The organism is Aminobacter ciceronei, assembly GCF_014138625.1.
GTDB lineage: Bacteria > Pseudomonadota > Alphaproteobacteria > Rhizobiales > Rhizobiaceae > Aminobacter > Aminobacter ciceronei.
On record NZ_JACJHY010000001.1, the window covers coordinates 151,962 to 166,672 of the forward strand.

At 64.4% G+C, this 14,711-nt stretch carries 17 protein-coding genes; 7 read left to right on the forward strand and 10 right to left on the reverse strand.

All coding sequences use genetic code 11. The annotated features are described in order from the left end of the window. Positions 1–98 precede the first annotated feature (98 nt). From HNQ95_RS00605 to HNQ95_RS00635, 7 genes are read left to right on the forward strand one after another with little or no spacing between them, the layout of a single operon-like run. On the forward strand, positions 99–1,034 hold the full coding sequence (locus HNQ95_RS00605) for an amino acid ABC transporter permease (RefSeq protein ID WP_376769239.1): 936 nt from the start codon (positions 99–101) through the stop codon (positions 1,032–1,034). Next, positions 1,031–1,795: an amino acid ABC transporter ATP-binding protein gene (locus tag HNQ95_RS00610; RefSeq protein ID WP_067959998.1), complete on the forward strand. Its 765-nt coding sequence runs from the start codon at positions 1,031–1,033 to the stop codon at positions 1,793–1,795. Before HNQ95_RS00605 ends, HNQ95_RS00610 begins: the two co-directional genes overlap by 4 nt. Before the next feature lie 41 nt (positions 1,796–1,836). Then, entirely contained in the window at positions 1,837–2,685 is an 849-nt protein-coding gene (locus tag HNQ95_RS00615; protein WP_246340521.1) for an ABC transporter substrate-binding protein, read from the forward strand. 52 nt (positions 2,686–2,737) lie between these two features. Then, positions 2,738–3,490, forward strand: a complete 753-nt coding sequence (locus tag HNQ95_RS00620) for a GntR family transcriptional regulator (RefSeq protein ID WP_067959989.1) — start codon at positions 2,738–2,740, stop codon at positions 3,488–3,490. Positions 3,491–3,513: 23 nt separating this feature from the next. Continuing rightward, a complete protein-coding gene (locus HNQ95_RS00625) occupies positions 3,514–4,254 on the forward strand; it encodes a BtpA/SgcQ family protein (RefSeq protein ID WP_182573249.1) in 741 nt (246 codons plus the stop codon). Beyond that, positions 4,251–4,763, forward strand: a complete 513-nt coding sequence (locus tag HNQ95_RS00630; protein ID WP_182573250.1) for an ureidoglycolate lyase — start codon at positions 4,251–4,253, stop codon at positions 4,761–4,763. The genes HNQ95_RS00625 and HNQ95_RS00630 overlap by 4 nt, the downstream gene beginning before the upstream one ends. After that, entirely contained in the window at positions 4,760–5,695 is a 936-nt protein-coding gene (locus HNQ95_RS00635; protein WP_182573251.1) for a carbohydrate kinase family protein, read from the forward strand. The genes HNQ95_RS00630 and HNQ95_RS00635 overlap by 4 nt, the downstream gene beginning before the upstream one ends. 134 nt (positions 5,696–5,829) lie before the next feature. On the opposite strand, the gene HNQ95_RS33350 is transcribed toward HNQ95_RS00635, so the two are convergent. The 10 genes from HNQ95_RS33350 to speB form a co-directional block, all read right to left on the reverse strand. After that, entirely contained in the window at positions 5,830–5,967 is a 138-nt protein-coding gene (locus HNQ95_RS33350) for a hypothetical protein (RefSeq protein ID WP_210289138.1), read from the reverse strand. A 204-nt stretch (positions 5,968–6,171) separates the two neighbouring features. Further along, entirely contained in the window at positions 6,172–6,873 is a 702-nt protein-coding gene (locus tag HNQ95_RS00640) for a DUF2848 family protein (RefSeq protein WP_067959964.1), read from the reverse strand. A gap of 20 nt (positions 6,874–6,893) precedes the next feature. Next, positions 6,894–7,802, reverse strand: a complete 909-nt coding sequence (locus tag HNQ95_RS00645; RefSeq protein WP_154384936.1) for a polysaccharide deacetylase family protein — start codon at positions 7,800–7,802, stop codon at positions 6,894–6,896. Continuing rightward, positions 7,799–8,365 (reverse strand): ureidoglycolate lyase, encoded by a 567-nt coding sequence (locus HNQ95_RS00650; protein ID WP_210283692.1) that lies wholly within the window; start codon positions 8,363–8,365, stop codon positions 7,799–7,801. The genes HNQ95_RS00645 and HNQ95_RS00650 overlap by 4 nt, the downstream gene beginning before the upstream one ends. A 1-nt stretch (position 8,366) precedes the next feature. Then, entirely contained in the window at positions 8,367–9,275 is a 909-nt protein-coding gene (locus HNQ95_RS00655; protein ID WP_182573253.1) for an NAD-dependent epimerase/dehydratase family protein, read from the reverse strand. A 36-nt stretch (positions 9,276–9,311) separates the two neighbouring features. Then, entirely contained in the window at positions 9,312–10,100 is a 789-nt protein-coding gene (locus tag HNQ95_RS00660; RefSeq protein ID WP_182573254.1) for an IclR family transcriptional regulator, read from the reverse strand. A gap of 10 nt (positions 10,101–10,110) precedes the next feature. Beyond that, positions 10,111–10,845, reverse strand: coding sequence for an SDR family NAD(P)-dependent oxidoreductase (locus tag HNQ95_RS00665; protein ID WP_154384933.1), 735 nt, complete (start codon positions 10,843–10,845; stop codon positions 10,111–10,113). Between the two features lie 57 nt (positions 10,846–10,902). Further along, on the reverse strand, positions 10,903–12,303 hold the full coding sequence (locus HNQ95_RS00670) for an APC family permease (RefSeq protein ID WP_182573255.1): 1,401 nt from the start codon (positions 12,301–12,303) through the stop codon (positions 10,903–10,905). Positions 12,304–12,801: 498 nt separating this feature from the next. Further along, entirely contained in the window at positions 12,802–13,692 is an 891-nt protein-coding gene (locus HNQ95_RS00675; RefSeq protein ID WP_182573256.1) for a polysaccharide deacetylase family protein, read from the reverse strand. Between the two features lie 10 nt (positions 13,693–13,702). Further along, on the reverse strand, positions 13,703–14,674 hold the full coding sequence (speB, locus tag HNQ95_RS00680; protein WP_154384931.1) for an agmatinase: 972 nt from the start codon (positions 14,672–14,674) through the stop codon (positions 13,703–13,705). Positions 14,675–14,711: the final 37 nt, after the last annotated feature.

Here is a 14,711-nt window from a genome sequence, read left to right on the forward strand (position 1 = left end):
CCCTCTGATGGCCCTGACTGAAGGCAGCTTGACTCCATTCGAAACGCCTCATATTAAGTTGTAGGCCTAACCCTACAATTGGGTGCCCAACTCTACAATTGGATGCCATGTCCCAGTCGCTTCCACCTTCAACCGCTGCATTGCCGCTGGCCGATCTGCCGGCGCGCGACGTCGCCGTTCGCCACCTCCATCATCCTGGCCGCTGGATAAGCGGTGGCGTCGTGCTTCTGCTGCTCGCCGTCATCGGCCGTGCCTTTGCCGTCGGGCAGATCCAATGGCCGGTGGTCGGAGAGTTCCTGACGGCAGGCGTCATCGTGACCGGCTTCGGCTGGACTCTGCTGATCTCCGCAGTAGCATTGGCGCTCGGCGTGGCCCTCGGCTTCGCCTTCGGCATCATGCGGCTGTCGGCAAATCCGATCCTGCGTTTCGCCGCCTGGCTCTATGTCTGGGTGTTCCGCGGCACGCCGGTGCTGCTGCAGCTGCTCATCTGGTTCAACATCGCTCTGGTCTTCCCGCGCCTCTACATTCCCGGCCTGGTCGACGCGCGCATGGTCGACGTCGTCACGCCCTTCGTCGCTGCCGTGCTCGGCCTCGGCGTCAACGAAGGTTCCTACCTCACCGAAGTGGTGCGCGGCGGCATCGCTTCGGTGGACCGTGGCCAGACCGAAGCCGCCCATACGCTCGGCATGACGCCTGGCCAGACCATGCGTCGCATCATCCTGCCGCAGACGCTGCGGCTGATCCTGCCGGTCCTTGGCAACAGCGCCATCGGCATGCTGAAGTTCTCCTCGCTCGCCGCCACAATCGCCATGGGCGAGATGCTGAACGCTGCACAGCGTATCTACTTCATCAATGGGGCCGTCATCGAGCTGCTGTTCGTCTGCGCCACCTGGTACCTGGCCGGAACCACAGTCCTCTCCATCGGCCAGTATTACCTTGAACGCCACTTTGGCCGCGATGCCACGGCAGCTGCCGGCCAGCGCAGCTGGTTCAAAGGCTGGACGCGCCGGGCCGTCGCCAGGGGGCAAGCATGAGTCTCGCGGTCAAGGCGGTCGGAATCCGCAAGAGTTTCGGCGAACACGAGGTCCTCAAGGGCCTCGACCTGGAAGTCGCCTATGGCGAAGTGCTCTGCATCCTCGGCCCTTCCGGCAGCGGCAAGAGCACGTTCCTGCGCTGCATCAATCATCTCGAGACACCCAATGGCGGCTATGTCTGGGTCGACGGCGCCATCATGGGCTACCGTTACGCCAATGGCGCGCTGCAGGAACTGCCGGTCAAGCACCTGCGCGCCCAGCAAAGCCAGCTCGGCATGGTGTTCCAGCATTTCAACCTGTTCGCCCACCGCACGGTGCTCGGCAATGTCATCGAAGGGCCGATGGTGGTGCGCGGCCTCAAGCGCGCCGAGGCGGAAAGCCGCGCGATGGAGCTTTTGGAGCAGGTCGGCATGGCCGGCAAGGCCTCGGCCTATCCTTCCCAGCTTTCCGGCGGCCAGAAGCAGCGCGTGGCAATAGCCAGGGCGCTCGCCATGGAGCCGCGCGTCATGCTGTTCGACGAGCCGACCAGCGCGCTCGACCCGGAACTGGTCGGTGAAGTGCTGGAGGTGATGCGCACCCTGGCCCGCGGCGGCACCACCATGATCGTCGTCACCCACGAGATCGGCTTTGCCCGCGAGGTCGCCGACCGCGTCGTGGTGATGATCGACGGCGAAATCCGCGAAATGGGGGTGCCGGGCGACGTGCTCAGCAACCCTGCCGATCCACGCGTGCGCTCGTTCCTGAGCCGCGTGCTCGCCTGACCCTTTCAGTCCAACACATGGGAGTACGGACAGTGAAGAAAATGCTACCGATGGTTCTGGGGCTCGCCTCGGCCACGTTTATCAGCCTGGCCGGCGCGGCATACGCCGCCGGCGACGAAAAGCTGGCAGCCGCCCTGCCCGAGGCCGTGCGCTCGGCCGGCAAGCTCAACGTCACGATCAGCCTTGCCTATCCCCCGATGGAATACAGCGATGCCGGCTCGACCGAACTGAAGGGCTTCGACATCGATCTCGCCAAGGCGATTGCCGAACGTCTCGGCCTGACGGCGGAATTCCAGAACGTCGAGTTTCCGCAGCTCATCCCGCAGGTCGTCACCGGCCGTTCGGACCTGATCATGACGGCGTTTTCCGACAAGGTCGAACGCCAGACCCAGCTCGACTTCATCGACTACTTCAAGACTGGCAACGTCTTCTATTCGAGCGCCGATCATCAGGGTGAGATCAAGACCGAGACCGACCTTTGCGGCAAGACGGTCGCCGTAGCAACAGGCACGAGCTGGGTCACCTGGGCCGAAGAGCTCGGCAAGTCGATCTGCCCGGCGGACAAGCTGATCACCGTCATCCAGATCCCAACCCAGGCCGAGCACATCATGCAGATCCGCCAGGGCCGCGCCCAGGCATCGGTTATCGGTCTCGAGGGCCTGCTCGACCTGATGAAGCAGGAGCCGGGCAAGTTCTACCAGATCGGCCAGGTCGGCGACGTCAACCACTACGGCATCGCCTTTGCCAAGGCGAACGGGCAATTGCGCGATGCCGTCCTGGCCACGCTCGACGCGCTCAAGGCCGACGGAACTTATGCACAGATCCTCGACCGTCACGGCTTGAAAGAGGCCGGCGTGGAAGCGTTCAAGATAAACGGATCCACCAAGTAACGGGACCGCACCGGAGCCGCCCTTGACCCAACCTTTCGCACCAGATGCCTCCATGACTGGGGAGCGCCCCGATGACAGGCTGTCGCGCTTTCGCCTCGATCCCTATTCGAGCGAACAGCTCTACCGGCAGCTCTACAGGGCGTTGCGCGCCGCCATATTGAGCGGCGATTTCTCCGAAGGAGAAGCCATTCCTTCGGAGAACCAGATGCGCGACCAGTTCGGCATCGCCCGGACGACAGTGCGCAATGCGATGGCGCTTCTGGTGTCGGAAGGACTGGTGCAACAGGTGCGAGGCCGGGGCACGATCGTCTCGCACCGCCCGATCAGCCACAACATCTGGAATTTCGGCAGCTTCACGGAACTGGCACGTCGGCAAGGCCTGCGACCAGTGACGAAGATGCTGGAGCATCGGGTGGACAACGGCGAGCTCCGTCTGGTGCGCGCCCGCGGCCTTGCCAATGGCGAGACGATCAACTGGCTGAACGTCGACACGTCCCAGCTCGACCTCGCGCTTTATCCCGGCATCGAGGCCTACGATTTCGCGGCGCAATCGCTCTACGAGGTTTTGCGCCGCGACTATGACCGCCATCCATTGCGCTCGGAACTGCTGCTCACCGTCGTGCCGCCGTCCGATCAGCTGCGGACGGTTTTCGGCCCGGCACCTGCGGTGCCTGGCTACCTTTGCGCCAGCGGGGACGTGCTCGATGCCGACGACCGATTGGTCGAACGCACGTCGATCGTCTACTCGCCGGCTGTCCAGATGAAGTTCGCTACCCGCTGGGGACGCGATACCGCGCCTGCCTGAGGGCGGCGCGCAGGAGAAGAAGCATGAGCCGCCTCAGTCAGACATTCACCACCGTAAAGCCGATCCTCGGCATGCTGCACCTTGCCGGTGACGGCGCTGCTGCAAAACTTGTCCAGGCCGAGGAAGAAGCGCGCATCATGGCGGGCGAAGGCGTCGACGGGCTGGTGGTGGAGAACTATTTCGGCGAAGCCGATGACGTCGAGCGTGTGCTCGATCGCCTGTGCGGCCTCGACCTTGGCGCGAAGATCGGCGTCAATGTGTTGCGCGACGATGCGCGTGCCTTTGCGCTGGCCAGGCGCTATCCGGTCGCTTTCATCCAGGTCGACTCCGTCGCCGGCCACTTGCCGCCGGAAGCCGACGGCCCCTTCGCCACGGGCCTCGCAGAAAGACGGGCAAGCGTTCCCGCGCTGCTGCTCGGCGGCGTGCGCTTCAAATACCAGCCCGTCCTTTCCGGCCGGCCGGAAGAAGAAGACGTGCGCATCGGTGCATCTCGCTGCGACGGTCTGGTCGTAACATCCGATGCCACCGGGCAGCCGACGGACATGGACAAGGTGGCTCGCTTCCGTGCCGCCACCGGCGGCACCGTGCCGCTCCTCATCGGTGCAGGGCTCACCGAAGCGAATGCCGCCGAACAACTCGCTGCGGCCGACGGCGCAGTGGTCGGCAGCTGGTTCAAGCATGATCACAAGGATACCGGCCGCGTCGAGGCCCCTCACGTTGCGCGCCTGATGCGCGCCGTCCGTTCGCTCAGGAGCGCTGCATGAGCGTGCCGGACGCAATCGTCGCCCAGCCGGTGACGCCGGAAAATTTTGCCCCCTACGGCAGGGTCTACGATCTCATGGGCGACACAGATGCCGCCGTGATCTGGACCGCCGGCGACGGCTGGAACGACGGGTTCACCCGCACGCCGTTGATCGCGGGTGCCGGTCATCTCGGCATCACCCGTGGCGGCGGCGCGCCATGGTCATGTGCGGCGATGGAACGGCATCCCGGAACGGAGGAAGCGATCTTCTGCGCCGCCGAGCCGGTCATTCTCGCCGTGGCCCCGGCGTCGGAGGCCAGCGCACCGCACCGCGACGACATCGAGGCCTTCGTCATCGCTCCTGGCCAGGCGGTGGTCATGCACCGCAATGTCTGGCACGACGCCTGTCGGGGTCTTTCTGGCCCCGCACCCTATTACTGGATGGCGATCTGCGGCCTCGCGGAGAGCCCCTGGGTGCCGGTCGAAGGCGGGCCGCGTCAGGTGCAGGCTGCGCAAGGACTGCACCCATGACCACCTTCTTCATCGGCGACGTTGCGCTCGACGAATATTACACTGCCGATCGCTGGCCAGGCCGCGCCGACAAGGGCATGGTCAGGGAACTTCCGGCCGAGATCGGCGGCTCCATCGCCAATGCCGCCGTCGTGCATGCCGCCCTGGGCGGCGAAACCCAGTTCATTTCACTGCTCAATGACAGCCCGCTGTCACGGCGCCTGATCGACGACCTCGGGCAGAATGGCGTCGGAGCCGATCATATGCTGATCGATCCCGCAATTGCGGAGTCGCGCAACCTGATCTTCCTGATCGACGGCGAGCATGTCGTGCTCACAGTGGAAATGGGCGAGCAGCCAATGTGGTTGGCGCAGGCGACATTGGCGGCCCTGCGCCAGCCGGGCTTCCTCTACACGACGCTCTACCGCGTCCGCCGGCTTCACGTCCAGACGGAACAGGGCCTGCTCAGGCAGGCAGACCTCGTCGCCGACCTGCGGCACCATGGCCGCCGCGCCATCTTCGACCTTGATGTCGGTGGCTGTACGCCCGAAGACATGCCTTATCTCACCGGCGCAGCCGTCGTGATCTTTAACCAGGTCGGCTTCCGCGCCGCCTTCGGCCATGACGACATTTCCCGCATCGGCGACTGGATACGCGATCACCAGATCGGATGGGTCGTGCGCACGCTGGCAGCCGATGGCGCCGAGGCACATGACGGCCAAACGCGCCTGCAGGCAGCCGGCTACCCTGTCCAAGTGGTCGATGTGACCGGCGCCGGCGATACGTTTGGCGGCGCGCTGACCTGGTGCCTGACGCAGGGCCGGCCCTTCGCCGATGCCCTGGATTTCTCCATCGCCGCCGCCTCCCGCTCGGTCACCATCCACGGCCCGCGCGGCGGCAAGGCCGACGCGGTCGCTGTGCAGACATGGCGCGCGGAAAACCGTCGGCCCTAGCAATGCGAACGCAAAAGACGCCTCCATGGTGTGACGCTTTCGGGGCCGCTTGCTGTTGTCCGGATTGCGGCGACCGACAGTGACAGATGCCGTTTGACGACGACCTGTAGCCTTCAAAGGGAGAGCAACGAACGTCAGGCACGGTCCAGCATTACGGGTTCTGGCTGCAATTCGCCCATCGCCAGGGCGAGTTCGACGTCGCCCGTGCCCACCGCATGGTACTCCAGGTCATCGAGGCCCGGATCCAGACCGCCTGGCAGAAAAACCTCCACCTCACCGAGCGGACCTCGCTGGTTGGATGAAAGGCCGGGATGTCAGGCGCAGCATGGTTCTTCGCCGCCCGTGAACCGCGGCGCCTCGGCACTCCTCGTCATTTCTGTTGCAGGCCGGTGACCATCGCGATGATCCCGTTCTGTCGGTCCGGCCTGTCTCGCGCCCCTCGCGCGGCAGCGACCTTGCCCGGCCGCACCTCTCACCTAGGCCGGCACCACCACGTCACGTCGAGAGCACGAACCGGAGATGTCGCACAGAACGAATTGCGAGACGATCTCGCGACCCAGCACCGGGTCGCGAAGTTTCATGCAGAAATTTCGCATGTCGGCGCCAGGGGGGCGCAGTGCCGGTATGGTTCCTGAAAAAAGCAGGATGCCGCCGGTGTCGAAACTGGCCTGGCAGCGGGCGCGTTCGAGCAATCTGTCCGGCTCCAGCAGCATGTCAAGGCAACCCTGTTGCAGCAACTCGTCATTGCTCCAGAGCTCCAGCACCAGCCTGTCCCAATGGAGGATCACCTCGTCCACCGGCCACGCCGTGCCGGCGACGATCTTCTGGCACAGGTTCTTGGATTTCTCGCCCCATCCGTGCCGTTCGACCGCCAGGTCGAACTGGTCGTTGCCAACCGTGACATAGCGGCGCCCGTTCCAGGAAAGCAGCACGAACTCGACTTCCGGCCGCGTGTCCAAGCCGACGACATCGACACTCCCCGCCTGTGTCAGAAGGCAGGGCATCGCGCGATAGAATACCGGCAGCTCGGCCGGCACCGGAACGCCCAGGCGGCGCATCTCCAAGATATGAGCCTCGACATCGGCTCGGTTTCGGCCGGCATAGCCGGCAAGCAACAATTGCTCGGCAGCAATCGAAAGCGCGTTCCCCGCCGGCGTCTGGAATTTGAGAATGGACAAGCCAGACCTCCGCCGTGACATCAACGCCGCGGCAGGACACGGCCGATCGGCCGCTGGTATTGGGGCAGAAGCTCCACCATCGGCTCGTGGCGGCCGGCTTCGGTCTCCGCGCGCACATGCGCGGCAATCTCCTCCATCGGTGCAAACCAGACGTCACCCTTTGTGACGACCTGCTCCAGGAACTCCCGGAAGACGTGCCAGCGCGACAGCCGCCCGGTCACGAACGGATGCAGGACAGGCACCCATAGCGCACCATATGCGTAGGCCGCCTCAAACTCGCGCAGATAGAGGTCGAAGCCGTTGCGCGCGCTGCGCACCGGCATCATGTAATTCAGGTCGAACGACTGCACATACTGCGGCCAGTCGTCGAGCCCCCAATGGCTCGGCAACTCGATGAGCTCACGGCCCGTCTTCCGGCTCTTCAGGATGTAGGGAATGTCGGCGCCCATAAGCGAGGCGTCGTAGCTGAAGCCGCGCTCCAAAAGCAGATCCAGCGACTGGTTGGAGAAGTTGTAGAGCGGAGCGCGCCAGCCACGCGGCGACTGTCCCGTCGCGCGCCTGATCACCTCGATACCGGAGTCGAGCCAATGGGCTTCGTCCTCTGCCGTCTGTTCCAGTGGATTCTCGTGGATGTAGCTGTGGTGGGCGATTTCGTGCCCACCGGCCAGGATCGTCTCGACGGCCTGCGGATACTGCTCGATGCACCACGCGGGAATGAAGAAGGTCTGCCGGATGCCGAGCTGGCGATAGGTTTCGACGATGCGCGGCACCGCCACCTGGGGTCCGTAGCGCAGCATCGAGATCGCCGAGACCCTGCGGTCGCCGTCGTTGGGATAGTCGACGTGAATCAGACTGTCAGCGTCCATGTCGAACGTCAGGCAGCAGGCACATTTGGCACCGTTGGGCCAGGCAATCTGATTGGAAATCATCGGTTCTGCTCCTGCGAAGATGTTGGCGACAGCGTGGAAAGGGCGGCCTCGACCGCCCGCATGTCGATGAGGACGTCCCCGCTCAGGAACACTTCCTCGTAGTCCTGGTTGAAATCGGGACCTGGGCCGTCGCGGTCGACGACGAGAAAATCGCCGCCATCCAGGGCCACCAGCGGGTGATGCCAGGTGGCGCGATGGTAGTTCACCCCCTGGCGCCCGTCGGTGACGAAGGCCCGAAGCATTTCAGGATCGGGACGGCACTGGGCAGGCGCGACAATGACGACGAAGCGCTGGCCGGCGAGCGGTATGAAAGCCTGGCTCGACAGAGGATGACGTTCCATCATTTTGACACGCAGCGGCAATCCGGCGTGCAGCACGCGAAAGATGCTGAGCAATGCCGCACCACCTTCCGCACCGCAGTCAGCGACACCAAGACGGTGAAAGCGATGGGCAGCGCCGCCATTTGTGGGGAAAGACTCCGGGCCGCCGGCGTCGATCACGTCGCCATAGGGTGCGAACCCATCCCGGGAGAGTGGCTGCACGGGGATGAAGCAGCGGGCCATCTCAGTACTCGTTCGACCGCAGCCATTCGACATAGGCCGCAAGCCCCTGCTCCAGCGTGTAGCCCGGGGCATAGCCAAGCGCGCGCCTGGCGGCTGACTGGTCCCAGGGTCCCTGGCGGTCGAGGTGGCAATATCCGGGGCCGATTGCGATATCTGCTTGGGGCAAGAGCTTGCGGATAAGGCCGACTGCTTCGGAAAGCGTCCAGCAACGATCGCCGAAGACGTTGAACACCGAGCCGTCCGGCTTGTCGGCAAAAGCGGCGAGGATGGCCGCACGGCCGACGTCCTCTGCATGGATGAAGTGAAACAGATGGTCGGCGCCGTTCTCCATCCGGAAGGCCTGGCTGCGCAGCACCGGCTTGATGATGTCACGCAAGATCTGCGGCATCCTGTTGCCGGGTCCATAGACCTCGCTGAAGCGCAGGCACAGCGCCTCGAGCCCATAGAGCTCGTTGTAGATGCGGCTGAAGTGCTCAACCGCCACCTTGGTGACACCGTACGGAGTGGTCGGCACGGTGGCGGAGCGTTCGTCGATCGGCTCGACGTGATTGCCGTAGACGGTTTCCGACGAGAAGTTGACCAGTCGCCTGATGCCGGCCAGCCGCATCGCCTCCATCAGGTTGACGGTGCCGTCTATGTTGGCCACGACGGTGGTGACAGGCAGTTCGATCGACAAGTCGGGATGCGACATTGCCGCGGTGTGGATGACACGGTCGACCTCATGGCGTTCGATCGTCCTGACAAGGCGCGGAATGTCATAGAGCTCCCCCTGGACGGGCGTGATCAGGTCGGTTGCCCACTCGGAGTAGTCGCGGTTGTAGTTGACGACCTTGAAGCCTTGCTCGGCGAGCTGGCGAACAATGATGCGGCCGGTGTAGCCGAGGCCACCGGTAACCAGAATCGAAGTCATGCTCTGTTCCTTGGTTGCAACGGGGATTGTGACGGGTCAGATCGGCCGTCGCGCGAGGTATCTGGCGCCGAGCGCCTGCGAGATCTTGGCCGTGTGGGCGAGGATAAGATTGCCCAGGCGGTCCGGGGTCGGGTTGAGAATGCGCGTGGTTGGGCCGGGTACGCTGACCGCTGCGATCGCCACGCCCTTGCGATCGAGGATGGGAGCCGCGATGCAGCTCACCCCCTCGTCGACCTCCTCGCGTTCGATCGCAAAGCCGCGCTCCCTGGTGCTTTGCAGATCGGCCCGGAATGCATCGGCCTGCACGATCGTGCGCCTGGTGTAGCGCTTGGCCCTGCCGTCGCCGAAGATCAGCCTCAAGGCCTGTTCCGGGTTCTGAAATGCCAGGATCGCCTTGGCGGAAGCGGAGGTGTTGGCGGGAAAGGTGCTGCCCACGCGGATCGACATGTGCAGGACGCGCTTGCCTTCCGCCTGGTCGATATAGACCGAACTGCGGCCGTCCAGCGCCACCAGGTTCGCCGTCTCGCCGCTTTCCTCGGCTATGGCCTCGAGATATGGCCGGACGATCACCCTGAGATGCGCCGTACGCAGTTGCGCCGAACCCGCAATCCCGATGATGCGGTGACCAAGCACGTAGGAACTCCGTTCCCTGCCGCGCGTCACATAGTCGGCCTCCACGAACGTCGTCAGCAGCCGATGTGCAGTGCTGGGCGACAGGCTGGTCTTCTCCGACAGTTCCTGCAGGGACGCGCCGCGTGTGTCGAATTCGGCCAGGGCCTCCAGCAACGAGAGACCGCGCAGGAGCGATTGAACTTCGCTGGTCATCGGCGTTTCCCTAGATGGCCGTGCCGCCGTTGGGGCTCACGATCTGGCCGACCATGTAGCTGCCGCCGGGGCCTGCCAGGAACTCGACCATCGCCGCGATCTCGTCCGGCTGCCCGAAACGCCGCAGCGGAATCTGCTCGCGCGTCTCGTCGTTGTATTCAACGGTGTCGTATTTGAGCATGTCGGTCTCGATCGGACCCGGTGCGACCGAGTTGACCAGCACGCCATGCGGCGCCACCTCCTTGGCCACCGCCTTGGTCAGCGCGATCACGCCGCCTTTGGAGGCGCAATAGGCGGCATAGGTTGCGAAGCCGATCAGCCCGAGCTCGGACGAGACGTTGATGATGCGACCGGAGCGGCGCGCGATCATTCCGGGCAGAACGGCATGCAGGCAGTTCCAGGTCCCGGTCAGGTTGATGCCGATCACCCGTGCCCAATCCTCGGCACTTGTGTCGACGGTCGCCTTGGACAGAAGCACGCCGGCATTGTTGACCAGGACATCGATGCGGCCATGACGGTCCATCGCCGTGGTAACCAGGGCGGCAACGTCTTCGACCCGCGACACGTCGCCGGTGACGAAGGCGACGTCGCCGCCGCACGACTTTGCCTGCTCGACGATCTCGGCAGCCTCGTCACCAAACTGGCGGTCGTTGAGAACCAGAAGGTCGCCCGTCGCCGCGAACCTTCTTGCCACGGCGAGCCCGATACCACGGCCGGCACCGGTTACGATGATCACTCTCTTCATGTTGTGGTCCCTTTTTTGATCTGCTGGAGGGTGGCGGGCTGTGCTGCCCGCCCGTCCTCATGCTTTGGTTTGCGACCACATCCTCGACAGGACGAAGAGGCCGAGCCCGGCAATCGCCAGCACCAGTTCGCCGATCAGGAATTGTGATTCCTGCTGCGCCAGCGCAAAGGCGGTGAACAGGGTGACGGCCAGCGCCGGCAGTGGCCAGAGCGGCATGCGAAATGGACGGACACCGTCCTTGTCCTTGATCCGGCTCCACAATGCGGCCAGGCCGATGCAGAAATAGACAGCCGCAATCATCGTGCCGGCGAAGATGATGAGCCAGTCGAGTTGGCTGACGAAGAGCAGCGGAATGGCGGGAACCACCAGCACCACCACACCCCAGCCCGGCACGCCGTGTTTGTTGAGCGAGCCGAGCTTGTCGCTGACTACGGCCGGCCACAGACGATCGCGACCGGTGGCGAACACGCCGCGGGCGAAATACATGATCAGCGAAAGCGCGCCATTGAACAAAGCAATGATCACGCCGACGTCGACAATGGCTTTTGCGGAAGGCCCGAGCGCCTGCTCGACCGAGTAGACCACCGGAGCGGGGCTTGTCAGGAAGGCCAGCAGGTCGGGAGCGGCCACGACCGCAGCCGTGAACGGCACGGTGATCAGAAAGCTGGCGAGGATCGCCGTGATGACGACCGCCTTGGCGATCTGGCGTCGCCCGTCATGCATTTCTTCGGCGAAACCCAATGTCGCGTCGTAACCGTTGATGATGTTGAAAGCGGGCGCCAATGCCGTGATGGCAATGGCGAAGGTCACCGGCACGAGATGGCCGTCAACGACATGCACGGGCGCCATCGTCACCGCAACGATGTCCTGGTTCCAGTTGAGCACTGCCGCCACCGTTATGATGCCCAGCACGGCCACCTCGACGACGACCATTATGGCTGTCGTCCAGGCGCCGACTTCGACGCGGGTCAGGGCGATCAGCCCCGCCGCCATCAAGGCAATGAAGGCGACCAGTTCACTGGAAACGGAAAGTCCGGGAACGAGGTCTTTCAGGAAGACGGCGATGCCGAGGACCAGGGCGGCGGGAATGAAGACACCCTGCAACAGGTAGTTCAGAAGCGTGATCCAGGCGATCGGTGCCGGCAGCACGTCCTTGACGATCGAATACATGCCGCCGGCGGAGGGGTTGCGCGCCGCGAGTTCCCCGAGGCACAGCGCGATCAGCACGACCACGGCACTCAGGATGAGGCAGGCGCCGATCGTGAACGTTCCGCTGATGGAGACGACGCCGCCGGTCAGCAGCAGCACTGCCATTGTCGGCGACACGTCAGCCATCGCCAGTCCGACGACATGCCACACGCCGAGCGATTTTCGAAACTCGTGGGTCTTTGAACCATCCGCGAGCGTCGCCGCCCCCCGTGTGCCGCCTTCGAGCGGCGTATCCAAGCCTGTCGACATTTTTTCCTCCCAGAAACCAGACTGTCAGTGGCAGGCAGGATTGCGTGACGCCCAATGTCTCTCAAGATGAGGATTCCACGATGCGGAATTCGCCGACGTTTTTTTCTACCGGCAGGAAGATTGGCCATCGAAGGAATCTACGACGACGCGATACGCGCCTGCCAACACCCTTGCCCGGTGTCGGTATCAGGGCCCTCGTGGTGAAATCCGCCCCCCGGGGAGCGTCGAACGCCGACGCCTGGGTCGCTGCACTGCCCGGCGCCAAGCCTGGTCGTCACAGGTCCTGAGAAGGCCGAGGCAAGCGCAGCAATCGCCTGACGAACCGAGGCAGGCATGCCACCATGCAACGAACGAGCCGCCGCCCCGCAGGCTGGGCGACCGGTTCATCGCAAGGGTCGCCGGCGGGGGCCGCCGCGCCGCCCTTGTTCCGGCCCGCAACCACGTAGCCCACACCGCGCTCCTGCATGCTTACCTCCGTCTCCTCGGAGCTCCAGCCCGTTACCGAACCTGCACCGGCTCGGCGTAATAGGGCAGCCGGTCGACGCGTGGCGTCCACGCCCCGTCGGCCGTCACCTTCAGGACGTGTGCCGCGATCTCCTCCATCGGCGCGAACCAGACGTCGCCGCGATCGAGCACGCCTTCGAGGAAGCGGTGGACGACGTCCCAGCGCGCCAGGCGACCGGTGGCAAAGGGATGAACGACCGGGATCCACAGGCCGCCATTGCGGTACGCCGCCTCGAACTCCTGCGCGAAGATCGCAAAACCCTGCTCGGGCGCGCGGATCGGCATCATGTAGTCGAGATCCATCGACTGGACATATTGCGGCCAGTCGTCGAGTCCCCAGTGCGACGGCAGCTCGACCAGCCGCCCCGCCTCGCAGTCGAGCAGATAGGGGATGTCGTCACCCATCAGCGAGGCGTCATAGCTGAAGCCGCGCGACACCAGAAGATCGGCAGAGCGATGCGAGAAATTGTAGAGCGGCGCGCGCCAGCCCCTGGGATGCCTGCCGCTCACCCGCTTGATCACTTCGATGCCGCGGTCGAGCCAGTGGGCCTCCTCCTCTTCCGACAGCTCGCGCGGATGCTCGTGCAGGAAGCCGTGATGGGCGAGCTCGTGCCCGCCCTCGAGCATCGCCTCGATGGCCTCGGGATATCGTTCGATGCACCAGGCGGGCACGAAGAAGGTCTGTTTGATGCCGAGTTGCCGGTAGCTTTCGACGATGCGCGGAACGGCGACCTTGGGGCCGTATTGCAGCATCGAGATCGCCGCCACACGTGAGTGGCCGTCCTTCGGATGGGCGATGTGGACGAGGCTGTCGGCATCCATGTCGAAGGTGATGCAGGCAGCGCATTTCGCGCCGTTCGGCCAGGGGATTTGATTGCGGATCATGATCCTGTCCTTATCCCTTCCTGGCATGCATGACGCGGCCGATGAGGTTCATCAGCACCTGTGCCGCCAGGATGGCGGTACCGCCTGTTTGGTCGTAGTCGGGGGCCACCTCGACCAGGTCGATGCCGACGATGGTGCCGCGCTTGGCGAGTGCGGCCAGGATCTCCAGCACCTCGTAATAGATGAAGCCGCCATGCGAGGGCGTGCCGGTGCCCGGCGCGATCGACGGGTCGAAACCGTCGATGTCGATGGTGACGTAATAGCGCGCGCCGGCGGGAACACGCTCGGCGACGGCGGCACTTCCCAGGGCGCGGATCTGGCGCACCGACAGGATGTCGGAGCCCATCTTGCGCGCGTCCTCGTAGCCTTCCTTGGCGGTGGACGAGACGTTGCGGATGCCGAGCTGCGACAGGCCGCTGACATAGGGCTTTTCGGCGGCGCGGCGCATCGGGTTGCCGTGGCCGTAGCGCACGCCGTGGCGCTCGTCGACGAAGTCGAGATGAGCGTCGATCTGGACGATGTGGATCGGGCCGTTCTCGGCGCAATCGTCGGAGAAGGCGTTGATGCAGGGAATATTGACCGAATGGTCGCCGCCCAGCACCACCGGCAATGCGCCGGCGGCGAGGATCTTGCGCACGCCGAACTCGATGTTGGCGTGGCTCTTCATCGTGTCGGTATGGACGATGTCGGCGTCGCCGATGTCGACGATGGAGACCTCGCCGCTGGGCAGGTAAGTGACATCGTCCTCGTGGTCATAGGCGCCGCCATGGCCGAAAGAGAACAGCGTCGAAGCCTCGCGGATGGAACGAGGGCCGAAGCGGGTGCCGGCCCGCCACTGCGTGCCGCAGTCGAAGGGCGCGCCGAGGATGGCGACATCGGCGTCGATGGCGTCCCAGTCGGGCTGGTAGGGATACTTGCCGAAGGTGCAGATGCCGACGAACGGCAGGTTCAGACGTCCGGATTCATACGAATTGCTGGTCATTGTCGACCCTTTCAGGACAGTGGGGAAGGAAGGGGCT